This is a genomic window from Colidextribacter sp. OB.20 (assembly GCF_009911595.1).
In the GTDB taxonomy this organism is placed as follows: domain Bacteria; phylum Bacillota; class Clostridia; order Oscillospirales; family Oscillospiraceae; genus Lawsonibacter.
Map to the genome: position 1 here is coordinate 16,126 of NZ_QWKG01000044.1, position 17,605 is coordinate 33,730.

At 47.2% G+C, this 17,605-nt stretch carries 21 protein-coding genes and 1 pseudogene; 19 read left to right on the top strand and 3 right to left on the bottom strand.

Going from position 1 to position 17,605, the window contains the following annotated elements; genetic code table 11:
* Positions 1 to 225: 225 nt before the first annotated feature.
* Entirely contained in the window at positions 226 to 3,030 is a 2,805-nt protein-coding gene (locus D1641_RS11660; protein ID WP_160665860.1) for an FtsK/SpoIIIE domain-containing protein, read from the bottom strand.
* A 519-nt stretch (positions 3,031 to 3,549) separates the two neighbouring features.
* On the opposite strand from D1641_RS11660, the gene D1641_RS11665 reads away from it, so the two are divergent.
* Positions 3,550 to 3,885 carry a hypothetical protein gene (locus tag D1641_RS11665; protein WP_160665862.1) on the top strand — a complete coding sequence of 112 codons (336 nt, stop codon included), beginning with the start codon at positions 3,550 to 3,552 and terminating at the stop codon, positions 3,883 to 3,885.
* An 18-nt stretch (positions 3,886 to 3,903) separates the two neighbouring features.
* Here the strand turns inward: D1641_RS11665 and D1641_RS11670 are convergent, their stop codons facing one another.
* Entirely contained in the window at positions 3,904 to 4,251 is a 348-nt protein-coding gene (locus D1641_RS11670; RefSeq protein WP_160665864.1) for a helix-turn-helix transcriptional regulator, read from the bottom strand.
* Positions 4,252 to 4,376: 125 nt separating this feature from the next.
* Here D1641_RS11670 and D1641_RS11675 point away from each other — a divergent pair, with 125 nt between their 5' ends.
* The 16 genes from D1641_RS11675 to D1641_RS11745 all read left to right on the top strand — a co-directional run bounded on the left by D1641_RS11675 (position 4,377) and on the right by D1641_RS11745 (position 13,876).
* Positions 4,377 to 6,110, top strand: coding sequence for a zinc-ribbon domain-containing protein (locus D1641_RS11675; RefSeq protein ID WP_160665866.1), 1,734 nt, complete (start codon positions 4,377 to 4,379; stop codon positions 6,108 to 6,110).
* 80 nt (positions 6,111 to 6,190) lie between these two features.
* Entirely contained in the window at positions 6,191 to 6,532 is a 342-nt protein-coding gene (locus D1641_RS11680; RefSeq protein ID WP_160665868.1) for a hypothetical protein, read from the top strand.
* Positions 6,516 to 7,373 (top strand): metallophosphoesterase, encoded by an 858-nt coding sequence (locus tag D1641_RS11685; RefSeq protein ID WP_160665870.1) that lies wholly within the window; start codon positions 6,516 to 6,518, stop codon positions 7,371 to 7,373. Before D1641_RS11680 ends, D1641_RS11685 begins: the two co-directional genes overlap by 17 nt.
* A 69-nt stretch (positions 7,374 to 7,442) precedes the next feature.
* Complete coding sequence (locus D1641_RS19715) at positions 7,443 to 7,565, top strand: hypothetical protein (RefSeq protein ID WP_279285685.1); 123 nt, start codon at positions 7,443 to 7,445, stop codon at positions 7,563 to 7,565.
* Between the two features lie 73 nt (positions 7,566 to 7,638).
* Positions 7,639 to 8,574: a DUF932 domain-containing protein gene (locus D1641_RS11690; protein WP_160665872.1), complete on the top strand. Its 936-nt coding sequence runs from the start codon at positions 7,639 to 7,641 to the stop codon at positions 8,572 to 8,574.
* 88 nt (positions 8,575 to 8,662) lie between these two features.
* Entirely contained in the window at positions 8,663 to 9,607 is a 945-nt protein-coding gene (locus tag D1641_RS11695) for a lambda-exonuclease family protein (RefSeq protein WP_160665874.1), read from the top strand.
* 15 nt (positions 9,608 to 9,622) lie between these two features.
* Entirely contained in the window at positions 9,623 to 10,411 is a 789-nt protein-coding gene (locus tag D1641_RS11700; protein WP_160665876.1) for a hypothetical protein, read from the top strand.
* A gap of 130 nt (positions 10,412 to 10,541) precedes the next feature.
* Positions 10,542 to 10,748, top strand: a complete 207-nt coding sequence (locus tag D1641_RS11705) for a hypothetical protein (RefSeq protein WP_160665878.1) — start codon at positions 10,542 to 10,544, stop codon at positions 10,746 to 10,748.
* A 113-nt stretch (positions 10,749 to 10,861) separates the two neighbouring features.
* Positions 10,862 to 11,284 carry a hypothetical protein gene (locus D1641_RS11710; RefSeq protein WP_160665880.1) on the top strand — a complete coding sequence of 141 codons (423 nt, stop codon included), beginning with the start codon at positions 10,862 to 10,864 and terminating at the stop codon, positions 11,282 to 11,284.
* Entirely contained in the window at positions 11,281 to 11,484 is a 204-nt protein-coding gene (locus D1641_RS11715) for a hypothetical protein (RefSeq protein ID WP_160665882.1), read from the top strand. Before D1641_RS11710 ends, D1641_RS11715 begins: the two co-directional genes overlap by 4 nt.
* Before the next feature lie 20 nt (positions 11,485 to 11,504).
* Positions 11,505 to 11,876: a DUF3846 domain-containing protein gene (locus D1641_RS11720; protein WP_243149362.1), complete on the top strand. Its 372-nt coding sequence runs from the start codon at positions 11,505 to 11,507 to the stop codon at positions 11,874 to 11,876.
* Between the two features lie 83 nt (positions 11,877 to 11,959).
* Positions 11,960 to 12,466, top strand: coding sequence for a hypothetical protein (locus D1641_RS11725; protein WP_160665886.1), 507 nt, complete (start codon positions 11,960 to 11,962; stop codon positions 12,464 to 12,466).
* Positions 12,467 to 12,480: 14 nt separating this feature from the next.
* Positions 12,481 to 12,711 (top strand): hypothetical protein, encoded by a 231-nt coding sequence (locus D1641_RS11730; RefSeq protein ID WP_160665888.1) that lies wholly within the window; start codon positions 12,481 to 12,483, stop codon positions 12,709 to 12,711.
* A 60-nt stretch (positions 12,712 to 12,771) separates the two neighbouring features.
* Positions 12,772 to 12,981, top strand: coding sequence for a hypothetical protein (locus D1641_RS11735; protein WP_160665890.1), 210 nt, complete (start codon positions 12,772 to 12,774; stop codon positions 12,979 to 12,981).
* Positions 12,974 to 13,156, top strand: a complete 183-nt coding sequence (locus D1641_RS11740) for a DpnD/PcfM family protein (RefSeq protein WP_160665892.1) — start codon at positions 12,974 to 12,976, stop codon at positions 13,154 to 13,156. The genes D1641_RS11735 and D1641_RS11740 overlap by 8 nt, the downstream gene beginning before the upstream one ends.
* 147 nt (positions 13,157 to 13,303) lie before the next feature.
* Positions 13,304 to 13,876, top strand: coding sequence for a recombinase family protein (locus D1641_RS11745; protein WP_160665894.1), 573 nt, complete (start codon positions 13,304 to 13,306; stop codon positions 13,874 to 13,876).
* A 74-nt stretch (positions 13,877 to 13,950) separates the two neighbouring features.
* Here D1641_RS11745 and D1641_RS11750 read toward each other — a convergent pair whose 3' ends face one another.
* Positions 13,951 to 15,096 (bottom strand): hypothetical protein, encoded by a 1,146-nt coding sequence (locus D1641_RS11750; RefSeq protein WP_160665896.1) that lies wholly within the window; start codon positions 15,094 to 15,096, stop codon positions 13,951 to 13,953.
* 807 nt (positions 15,097 to 15,903) lie between these two features.
* On the opposite strand from D1641_RS11750, the gene D1641_RS11755 reads away from it, so the two are divergent.
* Positions 15,904 to 16,719, top strand: a complete 816-nt coding sequence (locus tag D1641_RS11755) for an Rpn family recombination-promoting nuclease/putative transposase (protein ID WP_160665898.1) — start codon at positions 15,904 to 15,906, stop codon at positions 16,717 to 16,719.
* A gap of 172 nt (positions 16,720 to 16,891) precedes the next feature.
* Positions 16,892 to 17,461: pseudogene (locus tag D1641_RS11760) on the top strand (helicase); the annotation flags it as partial.
* Between the last annotated feature and the right edge of the window lie 144 nt (positions 17,462 to 17,605).

A 17,605-nucleotide genomic window follows, 5' to 3' on the forward strand; every position in this document is an offset into this window, starting at 1 on the left:
TATAGCACCTTATCTGACGCAAGCAGAACTCGTGCCGTAACTTTCTCCTACTTGACAATCCAAGCCCCTGCCAAGCTGAAGCAGGACTGTCCACTCATTTGTTTTATCGTAACATAGCTGGCAGTGGATGTCAATGTTCCGATAGTCATTTTTAGTTGAGAAAAAGCAAAGGGCCATGCCTGGGGGCGTGGCTCTTTGTCATAACGTTGGTCAGTCGGCTTTGCACTATGCACCAAAAGCATCTCTTATACTTGTTTCATTGACCCCTTTTCTTTTCAAAAAATCAATTACTTGGTCAGGAAGATCCTCAAAGCATTTAGGCAATACTTCCCATCCTAAATTGCCATTGAGTCTGTGAATTAAAGCCAACTTTTCCAATCGTTCTAGCAGCCTAACCGCTACATTGTTACCAATATGAAGATGTTTTTGGAGCTTATAATTGGCAATCTGCTTCTGAGGCAGTATCCATAAAATTGATTCCAATAAATTATCGTCTTCTGAACGAAAGCGTGTTTTTGGCATAAGCATACTGCTTTCGCTATCTGATTCTATAGAAAAGTGGTTTGGCTTCAACTCTCCAAGGCGAAAAGGATATTTATTATGCTGCACAAAGGTTTTTCTTATTTCTCCAAGGAGTTTTCTCGCATCGCTTTTTCCTATATATGATCCTTGCAATCGCTTGTCAAGCTCCAGTCTGGAATCGAAGATCATTTGACCCTGTCCTATTAGTTTTTCAGCGCCAGACCTTCCTAATATAGCGTTTGAATTTTGATAGTGGGCGCACTTTAAGGCTATTCTATTAGTAATATTTGCAATATTTGATTTTTTCATGTACTCTTTAACAGGGTTCTGAGCTGCCAGCACGAAATGTATTTTCTGGTGCCTGCCAGTACTGAGCAAATCTGATATTGCGTTTTCAATATGATTGTTGTATTCCTTATTCTGTGTATTCGAAAATAGCCTGGGAAATTCGTCAATAACGCAAACAATATAGGGCAGTTCATCCAAATTTTTATTCTTTGCTCTACGTTTACTTTCCTCATACAGTGATAGGATTGCATTTGCTCCGGCAATCGGATCGGTAATGACTGTGGAAGACAAAAACGGTTGATCGTCAAACAAATTGAAGTCGGATTCTTCAACTCCCAGCAAGTCCAAGATCAATACGTTCACATCACCAGTCCGATGCCTGTATGCTATGCTTGTCAGCAGACTTATCATGGCAACACTCTTTCCTGAATTGGTTGCCCCGCCCAATAACAGATGTGGAAATTCTTTCAAATCCTCTACACACATTTCCCCTGTATCATCGTAGCCTATAGCATAGGGGATTATCATTTTGCTTTCGGAAAACTTTTCGCTCCTTAGTATTTCTATCAGGCTATTATCCTGTAAAGATTTCTTGGCAACGATGAGCCTTATTTTCGTTCTATCACTTAAATCAGTTCTAAAGTATTCATATTCTTTCAAACGCCTCTGGACAGTATCGGCATTTTTACTAATTTCAGCAATTTTCGTTTCATAAAGTGTGTCTACATTGAAGATATACCGATCTTCTTTTGTATCAGTCGGAACTACGCGGATATGCACTTTCAAGGCTCTGAAGTGCTTTTCGATTTGCTTTGCCAGCCGTACCGCATCTTTATTTTTGATAGCTGAACCTATAGGCGTAGGAAGGTAACGGCGGTGAAGCTGAGCTAAATTTTTTTCGGATAGGTCTGATAGCCAATTTATTGCTTCGTTTTTGCTCTGCTGCAAAGGTTTTCCATTTTTCTGAACATATTCGATCTTTTCAGCGGCATCAAAAGTACACAATCGCAGGAAAACTCCTAAGTACTTTTTGAAAAAGAAGTTTAGGAATCCTATATTCTGTGAGTTTTTCACTGTCAGTGCTGGATACCGTTGGCTCGTTTGGTTCATGTAAAGGCCAATGTCATGTAAAAGCACGCTCCTTGTATTGGACGATAGCCTTACGGTTCCTTTTCTTATTGGGCGAATTGTATGCTTATCCATTTCCATAACAAGATCCAGAACCCACGATGCCAGCATTTGTTTGTTATCTCTTATCAGCCTGAGATACTCTCCGTCTATGTCAAAATCGGATAAATCAATATTAAAAACATTATCAAAGTTTTCCTTTATCATCGGGCAAACAAACACTGGAAGCACATTAAATCTATCCTTCAAATCAAGGGCTCTTTTTTTCGTGGGAATATTGACAACTTCCCTAAGCAACGCATTATAATACCGCTCATTCTCATACCCAAGAACCAAAACCGGACTGTCGGTATAATTATGAATCAACTCATCAATATCCTTTGCCGCAGATTGTGTAGGATAATAAATCTGGCTTTTGTACCCACAGCATCTATAATCATACTCGTTCTTGTTGCAGTCCTTGTGCAAGCCAGAATTCACATCACATATTTCGATAATATCTATTATAAGCTGATATAATGCAGAAGCGCGGTCACACGCTATCTGTAAAATGAACGGAGGGGAAATACCATCTCGATTCAGTATGGAGCTAAACAGTGAAGCAAGGCAATAGCTGAATAAAAACAGGGTAATTGGACTAATCTCGTTTTCTTCATCGAAAAAGATGCCCCATATATCACTGAGGACATTTTCTGCTAACTCTGGATAATCCAGCTTTGCCGATTTTTTGCAATGCCCTTCGGGCGAATGAAGACATCGCAGAAGGCATGAGTTGCTCAAATAGTATTCATCATTGTGCCATCCAAACTCCCGTGATTCCAAGTAGGACAATATTCTATTTGCATCATCATCTGCCGCCGCTTCGCTAAACAGCAGTAGAAACGCCTTTGTTTTTTCCAATGTCGGTTTTTTCGAAAGTTCTCCGCTATTATGGCATCTCAGGAAATTAAGCACATATTGAGATAGGTCTTCAATTTCTTCATCTGAAAGGTCTTTCAAAAAATTGCAAAGCAACTCATGCCGTTGCTGAATAGTCTGATTCAACCTTCTGCGTTCCTGTTCGATATGACCGGCATCATAAAGTCCACCCATAAGCAAACCTCTCCTGTTCAATCAAGTGTAGCGGCGTCAGAATCCACAAAGTAGCAGAGAGCCAATATACAAAAATACCCCTGACTTCTTTTGTTCTTCTTTCGCTTTTATATATATCCTAATAAATAGAATCAAAAAAGTCAAGACGATTATGATAAAAAGCAAAAGAACAGAAGAACAGATAAGGATAGCCTGCCTGTTGAGCGCATGGCAAACACTTGTAACTATATATTCTTACCTTGACATTAGCACCCCCTGTGCCTTTAGCGGCACAGGGGGCATTACTGTGTGATGGAGGTATGAGAATGACAGTTGCAAAAGGATATGCCAGAAGTATCAGAACGCCAGTTGCCCGCTCACCCAATAGCATAAAATGTGTGCAGATGTGTTTAGCACAAAATGTACGCACTTTGTATAGCTAAAAGCGCAAGTTACCAATCACGCATAAAATGAGGCCACTAACGCCTCTGGATTTATGCCGCTCTATGATGCTATACTTCGATTTGAGGGGGGATTTGTTTGACTGCGATTGATTTTGACCACATAAATGACGAGATTGTTTATGAAATTTTCCAGGTAGACGGCAACGAGGCCGAGGCGTTGAGTGATACATATTTAGAGCTTTTTGAGTTAATCGGACGGGATGCCATGCTCAAGCTGTATACTCACTTCCGAGGCGACAAGATTGATTGTCCCATGCGGCTGTACCGCCCGGAGTTTATTGCCGACCTTGCGGAGAAAGCGGCAGACAGGCGGGAACGTGCCAAGATTGCCAGAGCGGGGGGATACTCCGCAAGGGTAATCGAGCGACTGTTGAGCAAACGCCGTCAGGAGAACGCAGAGGACGAAGAATAGGACCGCTGGCAAGCAGTCCTATTCTATACGCTTCAACTTCCGAACCCGGATTGATTTCTTTACAGCGTTGGCAGCTTCCAGCATAACGTACATTTCATCAGGATCACAGTCGGCAAAGACCGTTTGAATATCTGCCATCAGGTGTGATTTTGAATCCTGTATGCTGTCGGAGAGCAATCTATCCACGCTGGTATGCAAAGCGTTGGCGATTTTGACAAGTGCCGGCAGGCTGATCTTTGTAGAAGCAACCTCCGTATGGGATATGTGCTGGCTGGTTAGTCCTACCATTTCCGCTAACTGTTCCTGGGATAGTCCGGCCGACATTCGAGCGGTGCGGATTCTCTGACCTAACAATTTATAGTCCATTCCTATGACCTCGCCTAAAATGTGATATTGGTATTGTATAGGCGAATGAGCTATGATAAAATGGACTGTATAAGCGAATGAGTTATTAAAGGCGTTAAGCCGATATATTCAGAGAGGAGATACATATGTTTTGTCACAAGTGTGGAGCGCAGATAGCCAAAGGTGCGGCTTTCTGTCACAAATGCGGTACAAAGGCCGTGTATGCGGATACTTCGCAACACCCTATGGATACCCGGGAGCCTATTGCTGAATCTCAACAGGCCAGCACAACGGACCCAGCGCCAACAATTACAGAGGATACCCAATCCCCTTCTGCTGGTAATATTCCCAAATCAAACAGTGGAGTGCATAAGATCGCAAATATTGGCCGTATTCTCATGTGGGGTTCGCTGATATTGTTGGGTTTGATGTCTTTTGGGAACCTACCGATTAGTCCGATCATTCCTTGTGTTGGAGTAGCAAGTGGCATCATATTGTCAGCTCTTGGAACAAAACCATTAGGCTTCTCCAAGATAATAGAATTGGTATCTGCCGTAATTCTGTTGGTGATAATTATGGCTTCTACATTATCATCCGGCAGGACAGGGGATAAGTATGTACAAATAGTCAGAGATGGTACTTTTGAAGCATATCCTCAAATGACTGTGGGCGAGGCGTTTGGCGGGTTTCTGGACAATCCGAAATGGGAATCTGGACTGTCAGATGATAATGTGAGATTCGTCAATGTTACAGGCGAAGCACTTTATAATGATGAAGAGGTAGAGCTTGTCATACAGTTTATTGTAGATGAAAAAAGTGAAATGTTCCATTATAACGCCTGTGAAGTAGATGGTACTCCACAAAGCCCCCTTGTCTTCTGGGGGTTGCTTGAAGCCATCTATGGTGATCCAGCATCCAGTGGTGAGTCTTCTTCAAAGGGATTGGATTCCCAAGGTAATCCTGACTTCATATCGGACAAGATAACGATTGGCGAAGCACAGTCCTACGATAACGAGTATGGAAATATTGAAGTGACCCTGAACTATGCTACGTTTACAGACAAACTTGAGAACACATTGCTGGGAGGCTATATTTATCCTGATGAGGGCAATGTTTTCCTGTGGGCCGACGTTACGGTGCGCAACATTGGTACAGAAAAAGGAAGCCTGCTCACAGCCTGGAATACACTCGTTTTCGATGGAACATATGAATTTGAACACTATACTACCATAGGTGATGTGGCAGACATCAATCCATTAACGGCCCCCACAGATGGAGCACTTGTATTCATGGTCCCAACCAGCATAATAAAATCGGACAAATCTTTGGTTCTCAATATCAATGATGGTGCTGGTGAGGCCGTGATCTCCTACATCATCAGAGCTGGTGAAGGCACAAGTGGAAACGGCACCCCTTCCACATCACCAGAAGGAATGACAGCCAATGATTTGACCTTTAGGGGTATTTCACTCACAGACTGGCTAGAATACTCTCCTGATACGATATATGACATTTTAGGCCAGCCTGACTATGGCACTCCTGTAACAGGCGAGCTGTTATACGGCGGCACAGAATTTTTCGGATATACTGACGCTATTGCTTTTGAGGTCTACTCAGGCTCAATATCATCTGTTAGGGTGGCTCCTGATGGTGTGGAAATTAACGGAACCACATTAAGTAAAACCCGGACGGAGCTTGTTGAATTGTTAGGCGAAGCTGCCTATGAAGATAATTACTACGATGAATCCGGAGACTTTCGGGATTACTATTTCATGCAATACGTTTATGGCGGAGGCGGAACAATTCTGCGCATAGAATTTCCCGATTCTAACAGCGTAGCAGATTCCATTCAAATCTATCGGTATACAGACGGTATCTAAAATAAGCACTAATAGAGGGAGCGGCTATAGTCGCTCCCTCTATTGCTATTTCTACAAAATAGAGAAAGGAATATTTCATCATGAAGAAAAAAGTCACAGAGCTGGTATTCACCCTCAATAAGCACAGCATGGCGCTGGCCTTCCGAAGCGGAACTCCGCCCAAGGCCAGGAGTACACTGATCGGGCCACCCAGCGCAAAACAACCACAGTCCGCAAAAGAGGCCTTGGATAACCTCAAAAGAGCTGCACACGGTCTGGCAGCGTCCACCCATGAGCTGCTTATGGAGTTCAATGATCTCGCCCAGGCAGCAAGGCTCAACAGCGGGGTGTTGCCGGATGTAAACGCCATCGCACAACAAGTATTATCTGCGAGTGTCAATTCCCATTCTACAGGAGGCGGTACGGGTGAAGTTGATTCGTAAAATCAAGGCTCCCTGTCCTAAGTGTCCGTACAAGCTGGGTCTGGTGCAGACAACAGCCAATCCCTGTCCCCAGTGTAGAGAGAACCGTTACCAAACCTATGAACGTTTCCAGCAGAGATTCCTTACGTTTGCGGAAAGGGGGGAAGCGATGATCTGCGTCGTATCTGACATTCACGGCTGCTATGATAAATACCGAGAATTATTAAAAGTCCTCTGCTTCGGGAAGAACGACACCCTCTATGTCCTGGGTGATGTGATTGACCGTGGGCCTGATGGCTTTCAAATTCTGCTGGATATGGCCCAGCGGCCCAATGTGGTAAACCTCATGGGGAACCACGAAGCAATGTCTGTTGATGCGATCTCATACCTGCTTGGCGGCAAACTGACCTCAGAGGGTGACGGGAAAAAGGCTTTGAAACTATGGTTCTGCAATGGTGGCGATATATCCCTATTTGACTTCCTTCAACTGGATTCTGAGCAGAAAAAGGTAATTTGGAGCTATCTGCTGGCAATGCCGCTCTACAAGGAGATCGAAGTCAATGGTAAGAGGTTTCTGCTGCTTCATGGAGGCTTGGACAACTTCTCTCCTGAGCGTCCATTGGAGGATTATGCCGCCGATGAAATCCTGTGGTGCCGCCCGAATCCCGATACCACCTATTATGCGGACAGGTATGTTGTATTCGGGCATACTCCCGTTCAGCTTCTTACCGATGGGAAGGGAAGCGGCCCGGTGAAGATTTATCGCAATGAGAACGCTATCGACATCGACTGTGGCTGTGTGTTTCCCAATGGACGGTTGGGCTGTCTGTGTTTGGACACAATGGGAGAGATTTATGTTTGAAGTATCGCATCACACCCTGTTTCAGCAATATATTCTCCAGGTATCAAAAAGAAAACGAGGTGGTTCATATTGTCCAAGAAAAAGATTCTGAAAGCGATTCTGCTGGCCCTTTCTGTGCTGCTGACTGCGGTACAAAATTCTGATGGAAAGGGGGAACCTGAGAAGTTCGACCCTGATACGCACCTGGAATAGAGGGCTTCCCATGTGGGAGGCCCTCTTTCTCTGCGCCGGTTTGAAAATCTAAATCAATTTAGGAGGAACGATTATGCCCGCTAATGTTGAAACCATGTTCTACGTCCGAGAGAAGCCCTGGCATGGCTTGGGTACAGAAGTTCAGGAGGCCCCGACCTCCGCCGATGCTCTGATCTACGCCGGCCTGGATTGGCTCGTGGAGCAGAAGAATGTCTACACTGAGGACGGCTCCCTGATCCCTGGCTACAAGGTGAACACCCGCAGCACCGACAACGCCGCCCTGGGTATCGTCTCTGACCGCTACAAAGTGGTGCAGAACGAGGACGCTTTCCAGTTCACCGATGACCTGCTGGGTGCTGGCGTGACCTATGAGACTGCCGGGGCCTTGCAGGGGGGCCGCAAGGTCTGGATGCTGGCCCGTATGCCCCACCGCTACATCATCGCCGGGGACGAGATCGCTCCCTACTTGGTGGTGATGAACTCCCATGATGGCAGTTCTGGAATCAAGGTTGCTATGACCCCGATTCGAGTTGTGTGTCAGAACACTCTTAACCTTGCTCTGGACAGCGCAAAGCGCATCTGGACCACCAAGCACACCGAGAATGTCATGCTCCGTGTCCATGAGGCCGAGGAAACCTTGGGCCTTGCCGAGAAGTACATGGGCGAGCTGGGCCGTGGCATCGATGCTCTATCCAAGATCAGGCTCACTGACAAGAAAGTCATGGAGTTCATGCAGGAGTTCTTCCCCGTCACGCTCGATCTGCCGGATGTTCAGCGCAAGAATAATCTGCGGATGCTGGACAACATGAAGGCCCGGTATTGGGAAGCTCCTGACCTCTCCAACGTGGGCAGGAATGGATACCGCTTTGTCAATGCTATCAGTGACTTCGCCACTCACGCTGATCCCATCCGCAAGACCAAGAACTATAATGAGAACCTGTTCCTGCGGACTGTCGAGGGCAATCCCATGATCGACCGGGCCTACAAGATGGCGCTGGCGGCTGCGTGATATGAGACATAAGCGATAGAGGGTGTGCGGCCTGTGTCCGTGCGCCCTCTATTCTATTTTGAATTGAATAAGGATGTGAACGTAAAATATGCCTGCAAAAATCTTAGTTTCGACTGAAAATCTGCCCTATGCCGACTGGCTGGAGTACCGCAAGCAGGGCATCGGCGGCTCGGATGCCTCTGTGGTCTGCGGTATCAATCGGTACAAGTCCCCTGTGGAACTGTGGCTGGATAAGACGGGTCAGCTCCCGCCCCAGGAGGCCGGAGAAGCTGCCTACTGGGGTACGCAGCTTGAACCCTTCGTTCGGGCCGAGTTCACCAAGCGCACTGGAATCGAGGTCGTCCACAAGAGCGAACTGCTCCAGAGTGAGGAACACCCCTTTATGCTGGCCAATTTGGATGGCATCTGTGAGGTCCCGGACGTTGGGACGTGTATCTTTGAAGCCAAAACCGCCTCCGCTTACAAGGCTGGCGAGTGGGAAGACACCATCCCGGACGAGTATGCGCTCCAAATCACCCACTATATGGCAGTGACCGGATATGCCGGGGCCTACATCGCCGTACTCATTGGCGGCAATACCTTCAAATGGAAGTTCGTGGAGCGTGATGAGGAATTGATTTCTATGCTCATTGAGCTGGAATCGGCCTTCTGGAACCATGTACAGGACGGTACGCCCCCGCCGCTGGATGGTTCCGATGCTTCTGCCAAGTTCCTTGCTGAACGCTTCCACGACAGTATCCCCAAGTCCCACATCACCCTGCCCGACACCGCCGCTGATCTGCTGGCTCAGTATGATGAAGCCTGCGAGCAGTTGGAGATCGTCACCGAACAGAAGCAGAAGGCCGAGAATCTTCTGAAAGAGATGATGGGAGAGAACGAGGTGGGAACTGCTGGTGAGCGGGTTATCACCTGGAAGAGTGTATCCCAGGAGCGGTTGGACAGCAAGACCTTGAAGGCCGAGCATCCTGCCCTCTGTAAGAAGTACACCAATAAAACATCCTACCGCCGCTTCACGATCAAGGCGGTAAGCTAAACGAGGAGGTCTATCATGGACAACACGAAACTCAAGGGCCGCATGAGCAACAAGGTGCAGGAGTTGCAGCAGCCCACTGAAAACCAGAACATCACCGTTACCTCTACGCCGGAAACTACTCTGGCCTCGGTGGATTCCACCTATCTGGCCTTGACGAACAACGCCCTTGAAATCATCCGGTCCAATTTGAAGAGCCAGCCGCTGACCTTGGACCTGTTCGATCTGGTCAAGTCCCCGTCCGGCGGTTCCACCGTGTTTGAGGTTCCGGGGTTGGCGGGAAACGAGGCAACCATGGAGCTGACGGGCATTGTGCTGGACTACACCACGCCGAGAGCCTATTGGGATACGCCCGATCCGGTGGAGGGGACGCCGCCTGTCTGCATGAGCCAGAACAGTATCATTTCCCACGATGGGAAGTCCTGCGCCATGTGCCCCTACAATGATTTCGGCTCCAAGGACGGGGAGAGCAACGCCAAGGCATGTAAAGAATCGGTGATGCTGTTCCTTCTGCGGCCCAACAGCATCATCCCTCTGCTGGTCCGTATCCCTGTCACCAGCAAGCCCCGGTTCCTGAAATACTCCACCCGGCTCCTGAGTACCCTGACGCCGATCTCCAGCGTAGTTACGAAGATCACCTTGGAAAAAGCCACCAGCAAGCAGGGGAAGCCCTACGCCTTATTCAACTTCCAGACGGTCGGCACTCTCAGTCCGGAGGAAGCGGCCCAAGCAAAGGCGTTCGGGCAGCAGTTCATGGAGATCGTGAACGCCGCCCAGTTGATGCCGGAACTGGCCGAGGCCAGCTAAGATAAAACACGCTACAATGGCCCGGTGTTTCCTCCTTACGGCGGGGATACCGGGTCATTTGCTTTTTCAAAAGGGGGAATTAGACTTGTTTGAAACCGTAAAAATGTCTGCGGTAGCACTACGGCGCATTATGAATGAAACCTTTGACTACGACAAGTTTGAGCAAGGGCGGCACGAGGCTAGGGCTTTCTTCCATAACCACTCGGAGCAGCGGGAAGAAAAGCTGGAGGAGATCAAACGGAGAATTGAGAACTGCGACTTCAAGCACACGCCCGGAGCCTCCTACTGGATCGGCTGTCTCAGTGAAGCGGATTTTTCTTTAGGGGTAATGGCATGAATTATTCTGAACTAAAACAAATTTTCAAAGAGTTAAAAAGTACATCCCCAAGGGAAGATCTGACTTCACACATTATCTTCACAGAAGATAGTTTTGCCACGCAGTATCCATTATTGAGCCGTACCTACCGCATTTCCAGCGACAATAAAGCGTTCTGGCCCAATATGGGCGGCTATTCTATCTTCGGTAACTGCCTGGATGGAACCGATCAGGGCGTCCGGCTGGATTACTATATGGCCGAGGAACGGGACATCAACGGCTGGAAGGTGGAGGACTGTTATATCTTGGAACAGATGCGGGATGTGGCTGCTATTCCCAACCTGACTAGGACAGAACAGGGAGATGGAACAGTCTGCTACTTCTTCGGTGATACCTGCATCCGAGTTTATGAATCCTATGAGGACGGAAAAATCCGCTTGGAGCCTGTGAGTGGAGATCAGACGGCCTGCGGTGAGTGGGTGGAGCTGTCTATCGACCAGGTGTATGGCTACTGTACTTTACTGGAACGACATTTGAACAGGGAGGGAAGAATGTGAGCCGGACCAAAATTCATCGTGTCCTCCCGGAGTATCTTTGTCAGATCATGGAGCATCGTACTCCCTGCGGCCTCTTTCTGACCAAAGAACGCCGTACATGGGTGGCGGTGGATAACACCACCGGGGACGCATGGACGGAAGAATTTTCCCGGAAGCATCAGGCCATGCGCTGGCTGCGGGGAAAATTTGAGGTGAACTAATGCAAGAAGGGAGAGTTGTTATGCGTGTCTTAGTGGTTGAGCCGGAACAGAGGCCAAGGGAGGAGGAGATCGGCGATTCTCTGGCAGCCATGCAGAAAATCGTAGGCGGGCTGATTCAGCCCATCCATCTTGACGATTCCGTTGTGCTGGTCTGCAACGAGGAAGGGAAATTCATGGATATGCCGGCGAACCGTGGACTGCGGGACAAAAACGGCCAGATGTACGATATTGTATTTGGTACGTTCTTCCTGTGTAGTGCTCCCGCTGACTGCGACCACTTCGCCAGCCTGACCCCAGAACAGATCGAGCGGTATCGTGAACGGTTCTATACCCCGGAAATGTTCTGGGGGGTGGACGGTCATATCGTATGTCTGCCGCTAGAAGTCGATTAAGAACCGACATTATCAGAGAGGGAATCCCATATTACAGGGATTCCCTCTCGTTTTACCTACTGACCGAAAGGAGTTGAATAAGTATGAGGGCTTTGCGGCCCATGACGCAGGAGGAACGGGAATTTGCGGAGCTGCACCACGATTTGGTGATCGACTTTCTCCGCTATAGGCGTCTCTCAGTAAACGATTTCTACGATATTGTGATCTTTGGCTATCTCTCTGCTGTGCAGCAGTATTTCCGTAATCCGCCAGTTGGAGTAGACTTCAAAGCTATGGCGTTTCGGGCCATGAAGGATGCCGTTCTCAGGGATGGTGAGTACCATGCCCGCGCCAAGCGTTGCGGTATCACTGTGAGCTTGGACGATGTTGAGCTTACAGACCACAGACAGGATACCGAACAGCGAATTGAGGGCAAGGCCCTTCTGGAACAGGCAGCAAGCGTAGCTACACTAAATGAAGCGAAGATCATCCGTTTTCTGCTGGATGGCTTTGCGCTCCATGAGGCCGCACGCTTCTTAAAGATACCAAGGGCTACCGCTGAAAGTTGCATGGAAAGTTTCTGTTTCCGGGCCAAAGCTGCCATTGGCTGATGATGGAGGTGTTTATGAAAGAATTATGGATTCGGCTGGGAGCCGTTATTCAGATTACCGCCGCCGAGGAACAGACCATATTCAGTGATGATGAGGAAAAGATGAGAGTTACCCTGAGAACCATCGTTGCCGAGGGCCGTTTCTGCCCGGATAGGGAAACATATATTCCCAGCGAGGCCATACAGGAGTTCAATCACACCTATGGTACGGCCTATGAAGAAGAAAACTGGTGCTGTGATTTGTAACGCATGGCTGGGGTCGGTGTTCATCGGCTCCAGCCAGTTACTATTTTATGGAGGTAGAGCATGAAAGTCAGAGCATATATCCACAGCCTGAAAGACCACGAGCATGATCGTCACGTTATGGGCGATGCTGAGATCATCCAGCAGATTGGGGACAATCGGTATCTGGCCGAGGTCAACGGGGTCCGGTGTACGGCGATCTTCAACTACTTCACCGGAGCCTACTATGTCGATGATGTGTACGGCATCCAGAAGGAGGCTGCCAATGCGTAGGCCGAAGTTCAAGGTGACGATCACCGAGATGTTGAAACGGATGGTTGAGGTGGAGGCTGACGATCAACACGAAGCCGAGCAGATGGTGTCCGATGGCTGGCACAATAGTAAGTACATACTCGATGCAGAAGATTTCGTTAGTGTGGCGTTTGAAGCTGTTCCTGTGTTGAAGTAGTGGCTCCAAATACGAACGTTAATGGAACTGATTAACCAGGGCTGAAATACTCCTTGAAATCAGGTGGTTTTGAGGGGTATTTCGTTCCAAAACTCGTTCCAATATCTATGTCCCTATTGTCATACGTTAATGGGAAGGAAGTGGAGAATGAAGAATTACATCTTCGGATATGCCCGTGTCAGCACCGAGCAGCAGAACCTTGACCGTCAGTTGGATGCTCTCAGGAAATATGGGTGTGATGTGATCTACAACGAGAAGATGACCGGAACCAAGCGTGATCGGCCTGAGCTGGCTAAGGTGTTGGATCGGATGACTGAGGGTGATACTGTGGTAATCGAATCCCTGTCGAGGCTGGGGCGCAGTACCAAAGACCTGATCGAGCTGACAGAGTTGTTTCAGTCCAAGGGTGTTCATCTGGTCAGTCTGAAGGAATCCATCGACACCAGTACATCCACTGGGAAGCTGTTGTTCACTCTTATGTCGGCCATCGCTCAGTTTGAACGGGATGTGATCGCTGACCGTACCCGTGAAGGCTTGAAGTCAGCCAGAGCCAGAGGGAGAACAGGAGGCAGGCCCAAGACAAATCCTGATGCTGTCAGGAAGGCCATCAAATTATATCGTACTCAGCAATATTCCATCAAGGAAATTGAAGATCTTACCGGGGTCAAGAAGTCCACTTTGTATCGAAATTTGCAAAAGAATACAAACAGTGGTACATAATGTTGAGAAATCAGTATACCCCTTAACGATATTGAGAGGGGTATACTGATTTACACTCAAACAGTCTTTTAATACTAGGAGGTATAATCCATTACAGCGGCATATTGTTTGTTAATCCTCTCCATAGATAATCTGCTATAATAGGCATCTAATAGGCTCCAAATGCGTCCTATTCCCCATTCTTTAGGAATGGTTGCAGGATTGATGCCAAGAGAAGATAAATCTTTTAATGTGCGATTAAAAGATTCTAAATCGTTTCCCTGGTATGCTTCCTTTGCTTTGGTAATACTGCGGCACTGATTGACAAACTGCAATGCGTCAATCAATCGATGTTCTTTTTGCCGATTAAAATGGTGTGATCTTATAAGGCTGGTTGCTAGTTGTAAAGTATACCAGTGCCCCCGTCCAATGGTCTTATTGTAATATTCATTGATTCTGTCCATACAGGCATCATGACTTAATAAGACTTTGTAATTGCTGGCATTGTCGCTCATAGCGTTTGGGTTTCTGTGTAAAAGAGCATGGATTTTACGGTATTTGCATTGGACTTCAAAACGGATAATGTCCCGCGCCGCTTCCATGGTTGCTTGTGCGATGGGTGGGTATCCATTCTCTATATTTTCTTGATTTTGTTCTTTCAACTTCATGTATTTGCTATAGCAGTTAATATGTACAGAATTATTCATCAGGTAGAAACTGCTGGGGCGGCTTTTCATTCGATGTGCAGTATCATCGTAACACATCCATTCTTTATAGGACGGCGGGATGTTCGATCTTTTAATAAGAGTCATCATTTGTTCAGTGGTACACTCAGGCGCAAGTTCATCCAACGCAAAATTGATGCAGTAATCAACCCGTTTGATGGAATAGTTGTCAAAAGTTCCCAACAAGGGCGATATTTTCTTTGAGATAAGGTTGAAGTTTGTTATGGCCGTCTCCATGTCATCGTAAGTCGCGGCAGTAATATAGTCGTGAACTCCACCCAGTATTTTGGGATTGATTTCCACGTTGATAATTGTTACGCACGTTCTAAATTCACCTAAATAGGCATTTTCGCAAATTAACCATTGTATTCCGCGATACTCAGGGAAAAACTTGATTACTCCGTTCCCATGTTTATCTTTATACATCTTAATGCTTCCTGTCATTTGGCTATATTGCTGAAAGTCACGAATCAACTGTGCCGTATCGCCACTAAAAATAATATTATACAACGTCATGGTGTGGAATCCTAGTGAAGAACGCAATGTCATGCGCCTCCTTTCGTTCAAAATTTTTGCTGGATCATGAAAAGGTGCTTTGCGAGGGACTGCTCATAGAAGGGTTTTCAGCGCGGGAAGATGAACAAAAGGCACTTCTGGTGTACTGGTAGTTGACATAGGTGACGAACAGGAAATGGGGGGAAAGACCCGTTCATGCCAGCTCAGAGGTTGGAAGGCAGATCAGTCTATTCCTTCAAGAGTTGTATCCAGCACGATGAACTTCGTTGTCCGGTGGAGGGAGACGGACTACAGGAAACAACAGGCGGACATCATCCTTGCACTTGCGCGTTCTACATCTCATCCAGCGCATAGCTTCCGTAATATCATTACTGTAAACAGAACCTTGTTCCTGTCTGCTGGTATCATAGTTCCATCTCAATCTGGTTACTGTACTCCTTTAAGTGATTTTCATACGATGTTATAACAAGATCATCAACAGGAGGATATATCTGATTTCATGATGGTTTTTCTCGTTACAATGTTAGTAATACGCATTTACTGGAATAATACAATCATACTAGAAGTGGATCAGTATACAGGAATGAACGTTATAGAGAGAGCGATTTATCATCTTGTATACATCTTAGAAATTATATAGTTAGTAACACTTATATTATTGGAAGATGCCATGTCAAAAAAAGCTGCGGCGCGGGGTGTTGTATCCCACGCCGTTCTCACAATCTTTTTCTCCAAACATCTATGGCAATATCGTGGGAAGTGTGCTATAATAATAGCAGAATCAGATTACAGTAAGAGGTGATGCCCGTGAGCAGGTTGCAATATACCTTTAAGACCGATACTTTGTTCAAGATGCTGTTCGTAAAACATCCTGATCTGCTGAAAAAACTTGTTGCCGCACTTCTCGGAATACCGCTGGAGAACATTGAGCAGTTTATCATACGCAATGAAGAAATTGCGCCGGAAAACCTTGGGGACAAGTTTTGCAGGCTGGACATCAACATGGTAGTGAACGGTCAGCTTGTTGATCTGGAAGTACAGGTTGCCAATGAAGGGGACTATCCGGAACGGGTCATGCTATACTGGGCAAGAGAGTTCTCAACGGCTCTCCCTGCTGGACAAAGCTATTCCATGCTGCCACGCACAATTATCATCAGCATTATAGACTTCAATCTGTTTGACTGTGCAGAGTTCCACTCGTTCTTTCAACCTTTGGAGGTTACACGCCATACTCTGCTGTCGGATAAAATGGGATTCCACTTCTTTGAGCTGAAAAAGCTGCCTGATGATTTCAGCGAAAAGGATGCCCTGTTACTGTGGCTGACACTGTTCAAGGCGGAGACAGAGGAAGATTTGGAAAAACTCAAGAAAATGGAGGTGCCAATGATGAACCAGGCGATCAATGCGTATTACACGATCACAGCATCGTCCGAGTTCCGTGAGATAGAGCGGCTTCGTGAGAAGGCGCGCCATGACGAGGCTCAGGCTTTGTATCATGCAAAGCGAGAGCGAGATGTTGAAATTGCCCGGAATGCCCTGCAAATGAAAATGGCGTCAACTGATATAGCCAAACTCACAGGTCTTACCCTTGAAGAAATAGAGGATCTGCGCACAGAAATCTGACAGAAAACACAAGGCGGTTGGAGGTGCTTCATGCACCCCCAGCCGTCTTTTCATAGATAGCCTTGTTTAAGCCGCCAATTATAGGCGGCCATTTTCATTTGCTAATTGGGCTGAAATATCGGATAGACAACATATTATCGGCACTTTCTGCAATAGATAAGGTGTAGCATTAGGAACCCCTATCTCCAACACAATGGTGGAGCTTTATACCATGCAGAGGTATTTGCAGTATGAAACGCTCCGCCGCAACGGTCTTTTGCACTTTGACGCCTGGGCGTCCACGTTTGGGGAAACCGTCACCGCCATAGAGCTGGCCCCGGAGGGCACCGGCTACCGGGCCAAGACCCGATTTGCCAGGTTCCACAACCTCCCGGAGCTGATGGCTATGTTCAGGGAGACGGCAGACATCCAGACGGCGGATATGCTCAATCTCCCCGTCCCCAAGGCCATCTATCACAATATCTCCCTGAAACCTTCTGAATTGCAAAGGCAGATGGTGGCGGCTCTGGCGGAACGGGCTGAAAAAGTACGCAACAGGGAGGTAAGGAGCGACCAGGACAATATGCTGCTTATCACCAATGATGGGCGCAAGCTGGCCCTTGACCAGCGGCTCACCAACCCCCTGCTTCCCGACAGCGAAACCAGCAAAGTAAACGCCTGCGCCGACAACGTGTTTGAGATATGGCAGAACACAGCCGACCAGCGTTCAGCACAAATGATATTTTGCGACCTGTCCACTCCCGGAAAAGAGCGGCCCATCGAGATGGTGCAGAAAGAAGGAGGCACCTTTGAGATGGCGTCGTTTCAAAAGTAAGCGTCAAATGCGGAACCGCCAGACGTTTTATGTAGTCTGGCGGTTCGGGTTGGATTTAAGAATCATCGAATT

Excerpts from the sequence above, each read along its gene's own strand:
- D1641_RS11705 (WP_160665878.1), top strand. The coding sequence starts at position 10,542 with ATGAATGAAACCTTTGACTACGACAAGTTTGAGCAAGGGCGGCACGAG.
- D1641_RS11660 (WP_160665860.1), bottom strand. The coding sequence starts at position 3,030 with ATGGGTGGACTTTATGATGCCGGTCATATCGAACAGGAACGCAGAAGG.
- D1641_RS11730 (WP_160665888.1), top strand. The coding sequence starts at position 12,481 with ATGAAAGAATTATGGATTCGGCTGGGAGCCGTTATTCAGATTACCGCC.
- D1641_RS11695 (WP_160665874.1), top strand. The coding sequence starts at position 8,663 with ATGCCTGCAAAAATCTTAGTTTCGACTGAAAATCTGCCCTATGCCGAC.
- D1641_RS11690 (WP_160665872.1), top strand. The coding sequence starts at position 7,639 with ATGCCCGCTAATGTTGAAACCATGTTCTACGTCCGAGAGAAGCCCTGG.
- D1641_RS11745 (WP_160665894.1), top strand. The coding sequence starts at position 13,304 with ATGAAGAATTACATCTTCGGATATGCCCGTGTCAGCACCGAGCAGCAG.
- D1641_RS11725 (WP_160665886.1), top strand. The coding sequence starts at position 11,960 with ATGAGGGCTTTGCGGCCCATGACGCAGGAGGAACGGGAATTTGCGGAG.
- D1641_RS11750 (WP_160665896.1), bottom strand. The coding sequence starts at position 15,096 with ATGACGTTGTATAATATTATTTTTAGTGGCGATACGGCACAGTTGATT.
- D1641_RS11700 (WP_160665876.1), top strand. The coding sequence starts at position 9,623 with ATGGACAACACGAAACTCAAGGGCCGCATGAGCAACAAGGTGCAGGAG.
- D1641_RS11720 (WP_243149362.1), top strand. The coding sequence starts at position 11,505 with ATGCGTGTCTTAGTGGTTGAGCCGGAACAGAGGCCAAGGGAGGAGGAG.
- D1641_RS11670 (WP_160665864.1), bottom strand. The coding sequence starts at position 4,251 with ATGGACTATAAATTGTTAGGTCAGAGAATCCGCACCGCTCGAATGTCG.
- D1641_RS11675 (WP_160665866.1), top strand. The coding sequence starts at position 4,377 with ATGTTTTGTCACAAGTGTGGAGCGCAGATAGCCAAAGGTGCGGCTTTC.
- D1641_RS11740 (WP_160665892.1), top strand. The coding sequence starts at position 12,974 with ATGCGTAGGCCGAAGTTCAAGGTGACGATCACCGAGATGTTGAAACGG.
- D1641_RS11680 (WP_160665868.1), top strand. The coding sequence starts at position 6,191 with ATGAAGAAAAAAGTCACAGAGCTGGTATTCACCCTCAATAAGCACAGC.
- D1641_RS11735 (WP_160665890.1), top strand. The coding sequence starts at position 12,772 with ATGAAAGTCAGAGCATATATCCACAGCCTGAAAGACCACGAGCATGAT.